16 protein-coding genes are annotated in these 12,782 nt (G+C 60.7%); 7 read left to right on the forward strand and 9 right to left on the reverse strand.

Features of this window, described 5'->3' with window-relative positions; all coding sequences use genetic code 11:
- From AC2FML_RS17095 to AC2FML_RS17105, 3 genes are all read right to left on the reverse strand, one after another.
- Positions 1 to 111, reverse strand: a 111-nt coding sequence (locus AC2FML_RS17095; RefSeq protein ID WP_170611170.1) for a GTP-binding protein, incomplete at its 3' end; no start/stop codon positions are given.
- Positions 112 to 227: 116 nt separating this feature from the next.
- Positions 228 to 818, reverse strand: a complete 591-nt coding sequence (locus AC2FML_RS17100) for a hypothetical protein (RefSeq protein WP_170361569.1) — start codon at positions 816 to 818, stop codon at positions 228 to 230.
- Positions 819 to 915: 97 nt separating this feature from the next.
- Complete coding sequence (locus AC2FML_RS17105; protein WP_496783943.1) at positions 916 to 3,264, reverse strand: DNA topoisomerase IV subunit A; 2,349 nt, start codon at positions 3,262 to 3,264, stop codon at positions 916 to 918.
- A gap of 199 nt (positions 3,265 to 3,463) precedes the next feature.
- Here AC2FML_RS17105 and AC2FML_RS17110 point away from each other — a divergent pair, with 199 nt between their 5' ends.
- The 6 genes from AC2FML_RS17110 to AC2FML_RS17135 all read left to right on the forward strand — a co-directional run bounded on the left by AC2FML_RS17110 (position 3,464) and on the right by AC2FML_RS17135 (position 7,842).
- Positions 3,464 to 4,090 (forward strand): SH3 domain-containing protein, encoded by a 627-nt coding sequence (locus AC2FML_RS17110; protein WP_496783944.1) that lies wholly within the window; start codon positions 3,464 to 3,466, stop codon positions 4,088 to 4,090.
- Between the two features lie 68 nt (positions 4,091 to 4,158).
- On the forward strand, positions 4,159 to 4,986 hold the full coding sequence (locus AC2FML_RS17115; RefSeq protein ID WP_170541967.1) for an SDR family NAD(P)-dependent oxidoreductase: 828 nt from the start codon (positions 4,159 to 4,161) through the stop codon (positions 4,984 to 4,986).
- An 80-nt stretch (positions 4,987 to 5,066) separates the two neighbouring features.
- Positions 5,067 to 5,270, forward strand: a complete 204-nt coding sequence (locus AC2FML_RS17120) for a twin transmembrane helix small protein (protein ID WP_093965306.1) — start codon at positions 5,067 to 5,069, stop codon at positions 5,268 to 5,270.
- Positions 5,271 to 5,843 (forward strand): cob(I)yrinic acid a,c-diamide adenosyltransferase, encoded by a 573-nt coding sequence (locus AC2FML_RS17125; RefSeq protein WP_480755120.1) that lies wholly within the window; start codon positions 5,271 to 5,273, stop codon positions 5,841 to 5,843. It abuts the gene before it with no gap.
- Between the two features lie 311 nt (positions 5,844 to 6,154).
- Entirely contained in the window at positions 6,155 to 6,913 is a 759-nt protein-coding gene (locus AC2FML_RS17130; RefSeq protein ID WP_093965302.1) for an electron transfer flavoprotein subunit beta/FixA family protein, read from the forward strand.
- Entirely contained in the window at positions 6,913 to 7,842 is a 930-nt protein-coding gene (locus AC2FML_RS17135; RefSeq protein ID WP_496783945.1) for an electron transfer flavoprotein subunit alpha/FixB family protein, read from the forward strand. The genes AC2FML_RS17130 and AC2FML_RS17135 overlap by 1 nt, the downstream gene beginning before the upstream one ends.
- Before the next feature lie 49 nt (positions 7,843 to 7,891).
- Here AC2FML_RS17135 and AC2FML_RS17140 read toward each other — a convergent pair whose 3' ends face one another.
- Positions 7,892 to 8,719, reverse strand: coding sequence for a DUF6473 family protein (locus AC2FML_RS17140; protein WP_496783946.1), 828 nt, complete (start codon positions 8,717 to 8,719; stop codon positions 7,892 to 7,894).
- Positions 8,720 to 8,884: 165 nt separating this feature from the next.
- On the opposite strand from AC2FML_RS17140, the gene AC2FML_RS17145 reads away from it, so the two are divergent.
- The gene (locus AC2FML_RS17145) at positions 8,885 to 9,760 is read left to right on the forward strand and encodes a 3-hydroxybutyryl-CoA dehydrogenase (protein ID WP_170361563.1); all 876 of its coding nucleotides are present in this window, start codon (positions 8,885 to 8,887) and stop codon (positions 9,758 to 9,760) included.
- A 56-nt stretch (positions 9,761 to 9,816) separates the two neighbouring features.
- Here the strand turns inward: AC2FML_RS17145 and AC2FML_RS17150 are convergent, their stop codons facing one another.
- From AC2FML_RS17150 to AC2FML_RS17170, 5 genes are read right to left on the reverse strand one after another with little or no spacing between them, the layout of a single operon-like run.
- Entirely contained in the window at positions 9,817 to 10,716 is a 900-nt protein-coding gene (locus tag AC2FML_RS17150; protein WP_170343441.1) for a lysophospholipid acyltransferase family protein, read from the reverse strand.
- 41 nt (positions 10,717 to 10,757) lie between these two features.
- Positions 10,758 to 11,027, reverse strand: coding sequence for an HPr family phosphocarrier protein (locus tag AC2FML_RS17155; RefSeq protein ID WP_170343440.1), 270 nt, complete (start codon positions 11,025 to 11,027; stop codon positions 10,758 to 10,760).
- A 17-nt stretch (positions 11,028 to 11,044) separates the two neighbouring features.
- The gene (locus AC2FML_RS17160; protein ID WP_093965293.1) at positions 11,045 to 11,437 is read right to left on the reverse strand and encodes a PTS sugar transporter subunit IIA; all 393 of its coding nucleotides are present in this window, start codon (positions 11,435 to 11,437) and stop codon (positions 11,045 to 11,047) included.
- Complete coding sequence (rapZ, locus tag AC2FML_RS17165; protein WP_496783947.1) at positions 11,434 to 12,315, reverse strand: RNase adapter RapZ; 882 nt, start codon at positions 12,313 to 12,315, stop codon at positions 11,434 to 11,436. Before rapZ ends, AC2FML_RS17160 begins: the two co-directional genes overlap by 4 nt.
- On the reverse strand, positions 12,312 to 12,782 hold the full coding sequence (locus AC2FML_RS17170; RefSeq protein WP_496736561.1) for an HPr kinase/phosphorylase: 471 nt from the start codon (positions 12,780 to 12,782) through the stop codon (positions 12,312 to 12,314). The genes rapZ and AC2FML_RS17170 overlap by 4 nt, the downstream gene beginning before the upstream one ends.

A 12,782-nucleotide genomic window follows, 5' to 3' on the forward strand; every position in this document is an offset into this window, starting at 1 on the left:
GCCGAAATACTTGGTGATTGCTGCGGTCAGCGTCGTCTTGCCGTGGTCAACGTGGCCAATCGTGCCAATGTTGACGTGCGGCTTATTACGCTCAAACTTTTCCTTTGCCATTCCTCAGGCGCCCTTTTGCGATTTGGGGGACCCTTGGTCCCGTGGTTACATCTGCGCGCGCGAGATATTTGGTTCAAAGCGGAAAATCAAGCACATCCTGAGGGAAATCCTCAAAACTATGCCGGGTTTTGTACCGCCTGTCCGGATTCAATCGGTTGGATCAGGCCGGGGCGCAGGTCGAACCAACCATTGTCCTTGTGCTCTTCAGCCAGCCATTCCTCGACGCGGTCCGCCACTTTCAGTGCCAAACCGCTCATCTGCTCTTCCTTGGTGCGTTCGTTGCCCGAGCCCTTCAGAGCGCTGCCACCGGTGGTATCTTCGAGGACCTGAAACTGCTTGCCCTTGGCCAGAAACTCTTTCTTGCCGACATCATAGACGTTGACCAGAACGATCGCTGTGCTTTTGGGGTTGTAGATCACCGGAATACCAGGAGGCGCCAGCATATAGCCTTCGAGGCTGATCCCGATGTCATACTCCTGCGAGCCCTGATAGCGACCAAGGCGGATATCGACGGCCTTCTGGATCGCTTCGGTCCATTCCTGGGGCGTCGCGTCACGAGACACCGGCCCCTGGACGGCCTTGTCGGCAAACGCATAGTTCACACGCAGCTTGAATTCACCCAGATCTTCCGGTTCTTCGTAGAGTTGCGTCTGCGTGCAGGCGCCCACCAGGGCCAGTCCGGTAATCAGGGTCAGAATGCGCAGCATTGTCTCGTCTCGATAGGCCTGTTTTTCTTTGATCTAGCGCACCGATGCAGCTTGTGCCAAGCCGTATCGGCAGATTTCCACCGTCGTCGGCGCACGATCACGAGAACTTGTAATCGCGCGGGAACCCATAGGGCGGTTTTTTTCCGACGCTTGCGCGCTTTGCCAGCCATTGAGACATATCTGCCTCATGCCGCGTCTTGTCGCCGCCCATTGACCATTTCAAACCGTCCTCCCAGTTGAACGTCGTCAGGTCGGACAGGCCGCCATCCAGCTCCAGCGTGCCCTGGCGCCCGCGCGCCATGTTGTATTTCTGGAGACGCACGCCCTTGCCCCGCGTCATCTCGGGCAGTTCGGAGACCGGGAACACCAGAAACTTGCCGTTCTGTGATACCACAGCGACGTGATCGCCCTCGATCGGCTTGCAGATCACCGCGCGCTCGTCATCCTTGACGTTCAGCACCTGTTTGCCGTTGCGTGTCTGGGCCAGCACCTCGTCCTCGGGCACCATGAACCCGTTGCCCGCATCCGAAGCAACCAGCAGCTTGCGCCCCGGCTTGTGGATCAGGATATCGACGATCTGCGCCTCGTTGGGCAGATCGACCATCAGGCGCAGCGGCTCACCCATTCCCCGGCCACCGGGAAGGTTCGCGGCGCTGACCGTGTAGACCCGCCCGTTCGATGCGAAGACCAGCAGCCGGTCGGTGGTTTCCGCATGGAAGATGAACCGCGGCCCGTCGCCGTCCTTGAACTTCAGCTCGCGGTTCAGGTCGATATGGCCGGTCATGGCGCGGATCCAGCCCATCTGCGAGCAGACGACCGTGATCGGCTCCTTGTCGATCATCGCCTCTAGCGGTACGTCCTCGACCTCGCCTGCTTCGGCAAAGCGGGTGCGACGCGCGCCGCCCTCATAATCCTTGCCGAAGGTCTTCTTGGTCTCTTTCAGCTGCTCGGCGATCTTGGCCCATTGCAGACCCTCATCCGCCAGCAGATCCTCGAGTTCTGCGCGCTCTTCCATCAGCGCGTCACGCTCACGGACCAGTTCCATCTCTTCGAGCCGACGCAGGCTGCGCAGGCGCATGTTCAGGATCGCGTCGACCTGAACTTCGGACAATTCGCCCTCGCCCGGCTTGGGCGAGACATAGTCGGCCTCGCTGGCGGCGCGGACATGGTCGATGCCCCAATTCTCGCGCATCAGCGCGGCCTTGGGATCGTCGTCATAGCGGATGATATCAATCACGCGGTCGAGATTCAGGAAGGCAACGATAAAGCCCTCCAACACCTCCAACCGGTGGTCGATCTTGGCCATGCGGTGACGCGAGCGGCGCAGCAGCACCTCTTGCCGGTGATCGAGGAAGGCGCGCAGTACCTCCTTCATCGAACAGACCTTGGGCGTCACCCCATCGATCAGCACGTTCATGTTCAGGCTGAACCGCACCTCGAGGTCCGAGTTGCGATACAGCATGTTCATCAACACCTCGGGGTCCACGTTTTTCGAACGCGGTTCGAGGATCAGGCGGATGTCGTCGGCGGATTCGTCGCGCACATCGCCCAGGATCGGTATCTTCTTGGTCTGGATCAGCTCGGCGATCTTTTCGATCAGCTTGGATTTCTGAACCTGGTACGGGATCTCGGTGACCACGATCTGCCACTGGCCGCGGCCCAGATCCTCGACCTCGTATTTGCAACGCAGCCGGAACGATCCGCGCCCGGTGCGATAGGCCTGCGCGATATTCTCGGCCGGCTCTACGATGACACCGCCCGTTGGGAAATCGGGCCCCGGCACATAGTTCAGCAGCGTGTCGTCACGCGCGTCGGGCGTCTTGATCAGATGCAGACAGGCGTCGCACAGCTCGGCGATGTTGTGGGGCGGGATGTTCGTTGCCATGCCCACGGCAATGCCTGAGGCGCCATTGGCCAGAAGGTTCGGGAACTGTGCCGGCAAGACGACCGGTTCGGTCAGCGTGCCGTCATAGTTGTCACGGAAATCGACGGCGTCCTCGTTCAGCCCCTCCAGCAACGCCTCGGCAACGATGGTCATCCGGGCCTCGGTGTAGCGCGAGGCCGCCGGGTTGTCGCCGTCGATATTGCCGAAATTCCCCTGCCCGTCGACCAGCGGGTAGCGGACGTTGAAATCCTGCGCCAGACGCGCCATCGCGTCATAGATCGCGGCGTCCCCGTGCGGGTGATAGTTACCCATCACGTCACCCGAGATCTTGGCCGACTTGCGGAACCCGCCCGAGGAGCTGAGTCGCAGCTCGCGCATAGCGTAGAGGATTCGCCGGTGAACCGGCTTCAGCCCGTCGCGCGCATCCGGCAGCGCGCGGTGCATGATGGTGGAGAGAGCATAGGTTAGATAACGCTCGCCAATTGCCCGGCGCAGCGGTTCGGCCACCTCGCCCCCGGCGTCGGGGGCCTCCATGTTGGGGTCGTCGATCGTGTCGTTCATAGATGATGTGATACGACGCCCGGCGCGCGTGGTAAAGCAACCAAGGCATATTTTGCTGGGGACAAGTCGGGGTTTTTGCAACAGGGGGAGCCAACCCGGCGATTTCCCCCGATTTTCGACTCGGGACCCGAACTATGGTAGGATCCCAACAATTGAATGCTGCCTTTTTCTTGTTGTTGTGATTACCGGGGGATGCGCCATGACGCGCCTTATGCTTGTTACTTTTGCCATGCTCGGCTGGTTCTTCTACGTCATGAGCGGTGGTTCCGAATTCGAACCGCGCGGAACCCGCGCCGAGGCACCACCCGTCGTTGCGACGGCTGAGAAACCCGAGCCCAGGCCACTGGTCCCCTCCCCGGCAACCGAGCTTGTGACGAAGGTGGCCCTGCGCCCCGCCAAGCCGTCCGAACCTAAGCCGGAACCGATCCCCGCCGCCGATGCCGTCGATACCGAGGCGTTGCTGGCGCAGATCGCGGCCGGTCTGAATTCTGATCTGTCCAGTTTCGACAATACCGGCGGTACCTTTTCGCTGGCGTCACTGGATGAAAACGCGGCCGTCCAGGTTTTGGACACCGACGCCGAACCGGAAACGGCAGCCGCCCCTGCACCCGTAGAGCCGCCGAAAGACATTCGTATCGTGTCCGGCACCCGCGTGAACATGCGCGACGGCCCCGGCACGATCTATCCGATCATCGGCAAAGCGCGGATGGGTCAGCAGGTCGAAGTTCTGAGCGAGTCCGGAACCGGTTGGCTGCGCCTGCGCGTGTTGCCCGAGCAACAGGTTGGCTGGATTTCCTCCTCGTTGATCCGAAAAAGCACAAATTGACGTGATGCCGTCATTGCCGGAGGCCGATCCTCGCAATAGTTTTTGCCGAGGACGACTTTGGGGCATACATGCAGAAATCCATCCTCATCACCGGATGCTCATCCGGCATTGGTCTGGACGCGGCACACGGGATGCGTGCACGCGGATGGCGCGTGTTTGCCGCCTGCAGACATCAGCGCGATTGCGACAGGCTGAGGGCTCAGGGCTTTGACAGCCCAAGAATCGACTATACCGATGCCGAAACGATCACTTCGGGATTGGCCAGTGTTCTCGAAGCAACGGGCGGCACGTTGGACGCGCTGTTCAACAACGGTGCCCATGGGCTGCCCGGCGCGATCGAAGATGTGCCCACCGACGGGTTGCGCCATATCTTCGAGACCAACGTTTTTGGCTGGCACGAACTGACGCGCCAGGTGATACCCGTCATGCGTGCACAGGGCCATGGCCGCATCGTGCAGAACTCGTCGGTACTGGGTCTGGTCGCCTTTCCCTGGCGCGGTGCCTACGTCGCCACGAAATACGCCATCGAAGGCCTGACCGATACGATGAGGCTGGAGCTGCGCGGCACCGGCATCAAAGTGGTGCTGATTGAACCCGGTCCCATCACCTCTAAACTGCGCGAAAAAGCCATACCGGTTTTTGAACGGTTCATAGATTGGGAAAACTCGGCCCTGCGCGACAAGTATGAGGGGTCGCTGCTCAAACGTCTGTACGAAGACTCGGGTCCCGACCGGTTCGAGCTGCCGGCGTCTGCGGTAACCGAAAAACTTGCCCGCGCGCTCGAGGCAAAGTCGCCCAAGGCTCGATACTACGTGACCACACCGACCTATATCGCGGGTTATCTGCGCCGCATTCTGCCAACGGGCACGATAGACCGCATCCTTTCGGGTATCTGAGACGAAATTACCCGTTCGCTTTCGCGGGCCGCCCCGCTAGATGGTGCGCAAAGGATACAACAAATGCGGACGGTGAGTTCATGGACCTTCTAATGGGCGTACTTCTTTTGGCCATGGCGGCGGTCGTCGTTGTTTTGGCCATCGGCATATCCAATTTCGGCAAGGGCGGCATGGCGGCTGCCAAGAAAAGCAACAAGATGATGCGGCTGCGCATCCTGTTTCAATTCATTGCCGTGGTACTGATCGTGCTCTACGTCTATCTGCGTGGACAGGGAGTGCAGTAGATGGTCGTTCTGAACAAGATTTATACCCGCACCGGGGACGATGGCAAAACCGCGCTGGGCAATGGCGAACGGGTTGCGAAATACGCGGGCCGCGTGGCGGCCTATGGCACGGTGGACGAGTTGAACGCCTTTGTCGGCGTGGCCCGCACCGAGGCCGAGGGCGAGGTCGATGCGGCGCTGGCCCGCATTCAGAACGATCTTTTCGACCTGGGTGCTGACCTGTGCCGCCCCGACATGGAAAAAGACGCCGAGGCCGACTACCCGCCCCTGCGGATCGCACCGGCCCAGATCGACCGGCTTGAGTCGGAAATCGACGCGATGAATGCCGATCTCGAGCCCTTGCGCAGCTTCATCCTGCCGGGCGGATCAAAGCTGGCGGCGCATCTGCATGTCTGCCGCACGGTCTCGCGGCGCGCCGAGCGTCTGGCAGTCGAACTGACCAACATGGAACCGGTTAACGAGGCCGCGGTAAAATACCTCAACCGCCTCAGCGACTGGTTCTTCGTGGCAGCCCGGTGCGCCAACAATGGCGGCCGCGATGACGTCTTGTGGGTTCCGGGCGCGAACCGCTGAAAGCGGCGCAACCTCCAGCGGACGTTGGGGCGACCGGAAGGGCGAAGCCCCGGCCCGAAGGGCAGGCGCTAACCGCTGAAACCCGACCTTATTGAATGCGTTTTCGCACCATCCGGCGCGGCAAAACCGCCCATCGGCCGGGTAACAATCTTTCGTTCCTTCACGTCAAAAAGCGTGAAACGCGACGTCCCCACGACATGACGTGACGATTTTGCCCTGTCCCGACGCCCCGCAAGGCGCTATCTAGGCCGACGAGAGCATTGGTGGAGTCGCATTGCGGCTTGCCGTTTTTGTAAGGAGCGTACGCAAAAATGAAGGTACTTGTGCCTGTCAAGCGCGTGATCGACTACAACGTTAAAGTTCGCGTCAAAGCGGACGGCAGCGGTGTTGATCTCGCCAATGTCAAAATGTCGATGAACCCGTTCGACGAGATTGCCGTCGAAGAGGCGATCCGCCTGAAAGAAGCCGGCAAGGCCGAAGAGGTCGTGGCCGTTTCGATCGGCGTCAAGCAGGCGCAGGAAACGCTGCGCACCGCGCTGGCGATGGGAGCAGACCGCGCCATCTTGGTCGTCGCGGCGGACGACGTCCACCAGGACATCGAGCCGCTGGCAGTCGCCAAGATCCTGGCCAAGGTGGTCGAGGAAGAGCAGCCCGGACTGGTTCTGTGCGGCAAGCAGGCGATCGACAACGACATGAACGCCACCGGTCAGATGCTGTCGGCACTGCTGGGCTGGAGCCAGGGCACCTTCGCGTCCGAACTGGACATCGAAGGCGACACCGCCAAGGTCACGCGTGAAGTTGACGGCGGTCTGCAGACCATCAGTGTCAAGATGCCGGCCATCATCACCGTCGACCTGCGCCTGAACGAGCCACGCTATGCGTCGCTGCCGAACATCATGAAGGCCAAGAAAAAGCCGCTGGACGAAAAAACCGCCGCCGATTACGGCGTCGACGTCACGCCGCGCCTCGAAGTCGTCAAGACCGAAGAGCCGCCGGCACGCGCCGCTGGCATCATCGTGGGCTCGGTCGACGAGCTGGTCGGGAAACTCAAAGAAGCGGGGGCTGTGTAATGGCTATACTTCTGCTTGCCGAAGTCAACAATGGCGAACTGGCGATGGACGCAACCGCCAAGGCGGTCACCGCAGCCAAGCAGCTGGGTGACGTGACCGTTCTGGCCGCGGGCGGCTCGGCCGCCGCTGCCGGCGAAGCCGCCGCCAAGATCGACGGTGTGTCCAAGGTGCTGGTCGCCGAAGACCCGTCGCTGGGCCACCGTCTGGCCGAATCGACCGCCGCGCTGATCGTCAGCCTGGCCGATGGCTATGAACATATCGTGGCGCCCGCCACCACCGACGCCAAGAACGTGATGCCGCGCGTGGCCGCGCTGCTGGACGTGATGGTGATCTCGGACGCTTCGGGCGTGGTGGACGGCTCGACCTTCGAGCGCCCGATCTACGCGGGCAACGCGATCCAGACCGTCAAGTCGAACGACGCCAAGAAGGTCATCACCTTCCGTACGGCCAGCTTTGATGCGGCCGGCGAAGGCGGATCGGCCCCGGTCGAGACCGTATCGGTCGGTGAAAACCCCGGCCTGTCGGAATGGGTCGAGGACAAGGTCGCCGAAAGCGACCGTCCCGAACTGACCTCGGCCGGCGTCGTTGTCTCGGGCGGCCGTGGTGTTGGCTCGGAAGAAGACTTCAAACTGATAGAAGCCCTGGCCGACAAGCTGGGCGCGGCGGTTGGTGCCAGCCGTGCGGCAGTCGACTCGGGCTATGCCCCGAACGACTGGCAGGTGGGTCAGACCGGCAAGGTCGTTGCACCCGATCTGTACATCGCGGTTGGCATTTCGGGTGCGATCCAGCACCTGGCCGGCATGAAGGATTCGAAGATCATCGTCGCGATCAACAAAGACGAAGAAGCTCCGATCTTCCAGGTCGCGGACTACGGCCTGGTTGCGGACCTGTTCCAGGCCGTGCCGGAGCTGACCGAAAAGCTGGGCTGACGGCCCTTCTTTTCGAGAATTCAAGGCCCGCCAAATTGGCGGGCCTTTTTCATTCGAGGTCTCGGATCGCAGGCAGCAAACGTTCGGCAATGGCCCGGTGCGTGGCAGGCCCGATCATATATTCCGCCATCGGTTGCTGCATCGTGCCGAACAGCATGTCCTCAAGATCATCCGAAGCACCTGAAGGGCGCGCCGTCATCTTCACGATTGCCACCCCTCCATCCGACACCCCATCAATCATGACCTGTGTAATTGGCACCGGATCAGATACCCCACGCGCATCCAGCCCGACTGCCGGGCTGTGATCCCAGTCCAGCCACAGCAGCAGAACCCGGCTAGTGACGTTGTCCAACAGGGTGCGAAGAGCCTCTGCCCAAGCCCGCCGCAACTCGGCGGCCACCACTTCGAACCGTGCGTCCGAAAATGCCGACAACCTGGACATAAGGTGCCGCACAAAATGAACGTCCGCGAAGTCAACTTCGGGGTACAAGGCGGAAAGGTCCGATGTTGCCTGGAGCACCCGATCATTACGTCGGGGATGAACACGGTAGAACCGGTTGGACTGATTCAGCGCCGAGGGCAGTTGCAGCACGCAAACCTCGGCGCCATTCATCAGGCTCAGAATTTCCGGATCCCGCGCCAATCCCTCGGCACCCGTGAACAGACTGCCCAGATTCAGACACTGCATTTCCAGCCGCTGCTCCAACACGGTGGGAAACGGAGAATCGACGAACCGACCGAATGTCTCGGTGCCGCCGACGCAGGCCACATATGGTACCTGCAACGCACGCTTTGGCCCGCGAAACCACAGTTTTGACGCCCTGTACCGGCAGACGGATTCCTCGACACCGGTCGCGTCCGACTCATGATAACTCATGTCAACCACCCATTTTCTTCACCCATTTCCCATTCTGCGGCCTTAGGTGTTTAGAAAACTCTAATGTGCGCATTTGAAGCGAATTGGACCGGTCCCAACCCCTTGCCGCCCAACCCGGACTGCCGATAATGTCCCCCTGAACCTTGATGCGGAAGGCAGTTCAATATGGACGTGAAATCAGTCGGAGTAATCGGCGCGGGCCAGATGGGCAACGGAATTGCCCATGTGATGGCGTTGGCAGGGTATGACGTTCTGCTGAACGACATCAGCCAGGATGCGCTGGATGCTGCCATTGAAACGATCAAGGGCAACCTGGCTCGTCAGGTGTCACGCGGCAAGATCGGTGACGACGAGATGCAGGCCGCACTGCAGCGGATCAAGACCACGCTGAACCTTCCCGAGATCGGCCAGACGGACCTCGTGATCGAAGCCGCGACCGAACGTGAGGCCATCAAGCAGGCGATTTTCGAGGATCTGCAGCCGCATTTGCAGGCCCACACGATCCTGACGTCGAACACTTCGTCCATTTCGATCACACGGCTTGCCAGCCGGACGGATCGGCCGGAGCGTTTCATGGGGTTCCACTTCATGAACCCGGTGCCTGTCATGCAATTGGTCGAGTTGATTCGCGGTATCGCCACCGACGAAGAAACCTTCGCCACCTGCAAGGCCGTGGTGGATCGGTTGGGCAAAACCGCCGCCAGCGCCGAGGATTTCCCGGCTTTCATCGTGAATCGCATCCTGATGCCGATGATCAACGAGGCCGTCTATACTCTGTATGAAGGGGTCGGCAGTGTTCAGTCGATCGACCAGTCCATGAAGCTGGGCGCCAATCACCCCATGGGTCCGCTGGAACTGGCCGATTTCATCGGGCTGGACACCTGTCTGGCCATCATGAACGTCCTCCATGATGGGTTGGCGGATACAAAGTACCGCCCCTGCCCGTTACTGACGAAATACGTCGAGGCCGGCTGGCTGGGCCGCAAGACCGATCGCGGGTTTTATGACTACCGTGGCGAGGTTCCGGTCCCGACGCGCTAAGCCGTCAAGAGACCGCCCCGCTCGCCCGCGATTTTTTCGCGCCAATGAACGGTGGATCAGGCTTGTGGTGACTGCCCCAAGCCCAGCGTGTGTTTTCTGAGCCAGGTCATGAATCCGCGCGGGTCGCGTTCGAGCAGTTTCATGTCCTCGTCCGAAATCGGCTCTCCGATCACGGGGCCGACCGGTTTGTTGCAGGACCGGACGATCTCGTGCAGCAGAAGTCCCTGACGCAAAATTGCCGATAGTTTGTTGGCAATCTGGTACCAGCGCGAATTGCTGCCGGGGAAGTAGATGGGCAGAACCTTGGCACCGGATCGCCGGATCATCTTGGCGGTAAACACGTTCCATTCGCGTTCCTGAGCCGGGCCGAACCACGTGTCCGAAGACATCACCACACCGGATGGGAACAGCGCGACGACACCACCGTTCTTGAGGTGCTCCATCGCTTTGCCCCGCATCTCAAGCATCTTGCTCTGGGCTTCGGGGTCATGTGGAAACGGGACCGGGATCATGAACGATGTCGCGGCCTCGTCCAGCCCGGTCAGAACCGAGCGGGTCAGGATGCGATAGTCCTGGCGCACCCGTCCGATCAACTCGGCCAGGATCATGCCGTCCACCATCCCATGCGGGTGATTGGCCACCACCACAACGGGCCCCTCTTTCGGAATGCGCGCAATCTGGTGTTCGGGCGTGGTCAGGTCGATTCCCATGATACCCAGGGCACCACCCCAGAATTTCTGGCCGCGATACTTTTCATTCTGCTTTTCAAACTTGTTGACCATGCGCAGAATGGTCAGCTTGCCTGTGCACCATTCGATCGCCTTGATGGCCGTCGAGGTCCAGGCGTCGTCAAACGAATTTGCGTAGGTCAGCGTGCGGCGGTCGTAGATTTCGCCCGCTTCCGCGGTCTCGGCCACCACCGTGTTGGTCTTGGTATCGTGCGTGGTTTCCGCCAATTCCTGGTCTTCCCGTTCTTGTTTTGTGGCAGTGCCCTGCGTCAGAAACCTTCGCCGAACTTGTCGTTCACCAATGCTTCCAGCGCATCTGCCAGCGCCTCAGCATCCGGCCCGGACGTTTCGACGTCAATAGTCGTTCCACGCGAAGCCGCCAACATCAAAAGGCCCATAATGCTGTCACCCGACGCGGACATGCCGTCTTTGGACACTTCGGCGCGGGCGTCAAACCCTTCGACTACCTCGACCAATTTGGCTGAAGCGCGCGCGTGCAAGCCCTTTTCGTTGATGATTTTCAAGCTTTTGGTGGCCATATTCAATCGATCCGATGTCAGTCCAATGTCACATTTTGCGCATTGATGTACTTTCGTCCAGCCTCCATAGCCCTACGGACGGCGTCCCCGACCGGAAGTTGGCGGCTTTTGGCCAGTTTGATCAGCATCGGAAGGTTGGCGCCGTAAAGAATTCTACGGTCCTGCGGCGCACAGGCGCGCAGGCTGAGATTCGAGGGGCTGCCCCCGAACAGATCGGTCACGACAACAACACCGTCGCCGACATCCACAGCATCCGCGGCCCGACAGATTTCGGCCTGCTTTTCTTCGCGATCATGATCAGCGTCGATCGACACTGCCACAAGGCCGGGTTGCTTGCCCACGACGTGTTGCATGGCCGCCAGGTATTCCTGGGCCAATCCGCCATGCGCCACGATTACAATTCCGATCAATCCGGCCTCACATTCAACGATCGACGTTCCATCTCGCGGTGTCTAATTGCCACCGGCTGCCCCTGCTCTGCAAGGGCTTTTGCGACCGCTTCGGCCATCGCGACCGAGCGGTGCTGACCCCCGGTACAGCCGAAGGCGACCGACAGGTGCGTTTTGCCCTCGGCCTTGAAGGCGGGCAGCAGAGACAGCAACAGCTCCACCACCCGTTCAAAAAAGGCGGTATAGTTCGTGTCAGCCTGAACATAGGACGCAACGTCCGGATTTCGACCATCAGCCTCGCGCAGCTCCGGACGCCAATAGGGGTTGGCCAGAAATCGGCAGTCGAACACCATGTCCAGGCCCAGCGGCAGCCCCCGTTTGTAGGAGAAGGACTCGATAGAAACGGCCAGATGCCGGCCTCCTTCGGGGGCGAACCAGCGTTCGACCTCGGATCGCAGCTGGTGCACGTTGAGCACGCTGGTGTCGATCAGGGTGTCGGCGATCTCGCGGATCGGCTCCAACAATTCCTTTTCCTGGCGGATGCCGGTTTCGGGGCTGGCATCGGTTGCAACCGGATGACGGCGCCGGGTTTCCGAAAACCGGCGCAACAGCACGTCGTCGCTGCAATCCAGATAGAGCGTGGACAGGTCCACCTGGCTCATCCGGCCCAGTTTGGCGACCAATTCGATAAAGCCGATGGTCGAGAAATCACGATTGCGGGCATCGATTCCCAGCGCCATCGGCCGGGATGGATCCGCGCCCTCCATCAGGCGCAGCAACAGGCCCATCGGCAAGTTGTCGATGGCCTCATAGCCCAGATCCTCGAGCACATGAATCGCCGTCGACCGGCCCGCGCCCGACGGACCTGTCACTAGAACGATACGCGTTTGTGCTGTCATGTGCTTGGCCATTGCGGATCGACGCGCCCCATTTTCATCAGTTGAACAAGTGCTGATGCCAAGTTGGGGACGCCGGCGGCACGAAGCAAGGGAACAGGATGTCCCAGCACAAGAACCTGTCGCGGTTCCGGCAGTCGCTGGGATTCCACTTGATCCAGATCCACGATCCATTCCAACGGAACGGGGCCGCAGGCCGTGGCGCGCAGCAGGCCGACGCCGCGGGCCTCGACCAATCCTCGGATCTGAGGGACCGCATCCGCAATCACCCGGTCGCCCGACAGGGTTAGGTTTACACGATCATCGGCGACCATGTCCGCGCCGAAGCCCATCATCTGCAATGCAAGTGCCGATTTTCCGGCCCCGGACGGCCCCGAAATCAGGGCGCCGCGGCCAGCAACGGCAACGCATGTGGCGTGCACGCAGACCGGATCATCGCTGGGCTTTTCCGGAAGGCGCAAAGCCCACAT

This window comes from Ruegeria sp. BHSC029, assembly GCF_059613085.1.

Coding starts and splice junctions, on each gene's coding strand:
- AC2FML_RS17100 (WP_170361569.1), bottom strand. CDS start 818: ATGCTGCGCATTCTGACCCTGATTACCGGACTGGCCCTGGTGGGCGCC.
- AC2FML_RS17105 (WP_496783943.1), bottom strand. CDS start 3,264: ATGAACGACACGATCGACGACCCCAACATGGAGGCCCCCGACGCCGGG.
- AC2FML_RS17110 (WP_496783944.1), top strand. CDS start 3,464: ATGACGCGCCTTATGCTTGTTACTTTTGCCATGCTCGGCTGGTTCTTC.
- AC2FML_RS17115 (WP_170541967.1), top strand. CDS start 4,159: ATGCAGAAATCCATCCTCATCACCGGATGCTCATCCGGCATTGGTCTG.
- AC2FML_RS17120 (WP_093965306.1), top strand. CDS start 5,067: ATGGACCTTCTAATGGGCGTACTTCTTTTGGCCATGGCGGCGGTCGTC.
- AC2FML_RS17125 (WP_480755120.1), top strand. CDS start 5,271: ATGGTCGTTCTGAACAAGATTTATACCCGCACCGGGGACGATGGCAAA.
- AC2FML_RS17130 (WP_093965302.1), top strand. CDS start 6,155: ATGAAGGTACTTGTGCCTGTCAAGCGCGTGATCGACTACAACGTTAAA.
- AC2FML_RS17135 (WP_496783945.1), top strand. CDS start 6,913: ATGGCTATACTTCTGCTTGCCGAAGTCAACAATGGCGAACTGGCGATG.
- AC2FML_RS17140 (WP_496783946.1), bottom strand. CDS start 8,719: ATGAGTTATCATGAGTCGGACGCGACCGGTGTCGAGGAATCCGTCTGC.
- AC2FML_RS17145 (WP_170361563.1), top strand. CDS start 8,885: ATGGACGTGAAATCAGTCGGAGTAATCGGCGCGGGCCAGATGGGCAAC.
- AC2FML_RS17155 (WP_170343440.1), bottom strand. CDS start 11,027: ATGGCCACCAAAAGCTTGAAAATCATCAACGAAAAGGGCTTGCACGCG.
- rapZ (WP_496783947.1), bottom strand. CDS start 12,315: ATGACAGCACAAACGCGTATCGTTCTAGTGACAGGTCCGTCGGGCGCG.
- AC2FML_RS17170 (WP_496736561.1), bottom strand. CDS start 12,782: ATGTGGGCTTTGCGCCTTCCGGAAAAGCCCAGCGATGATCCGGTCTGC.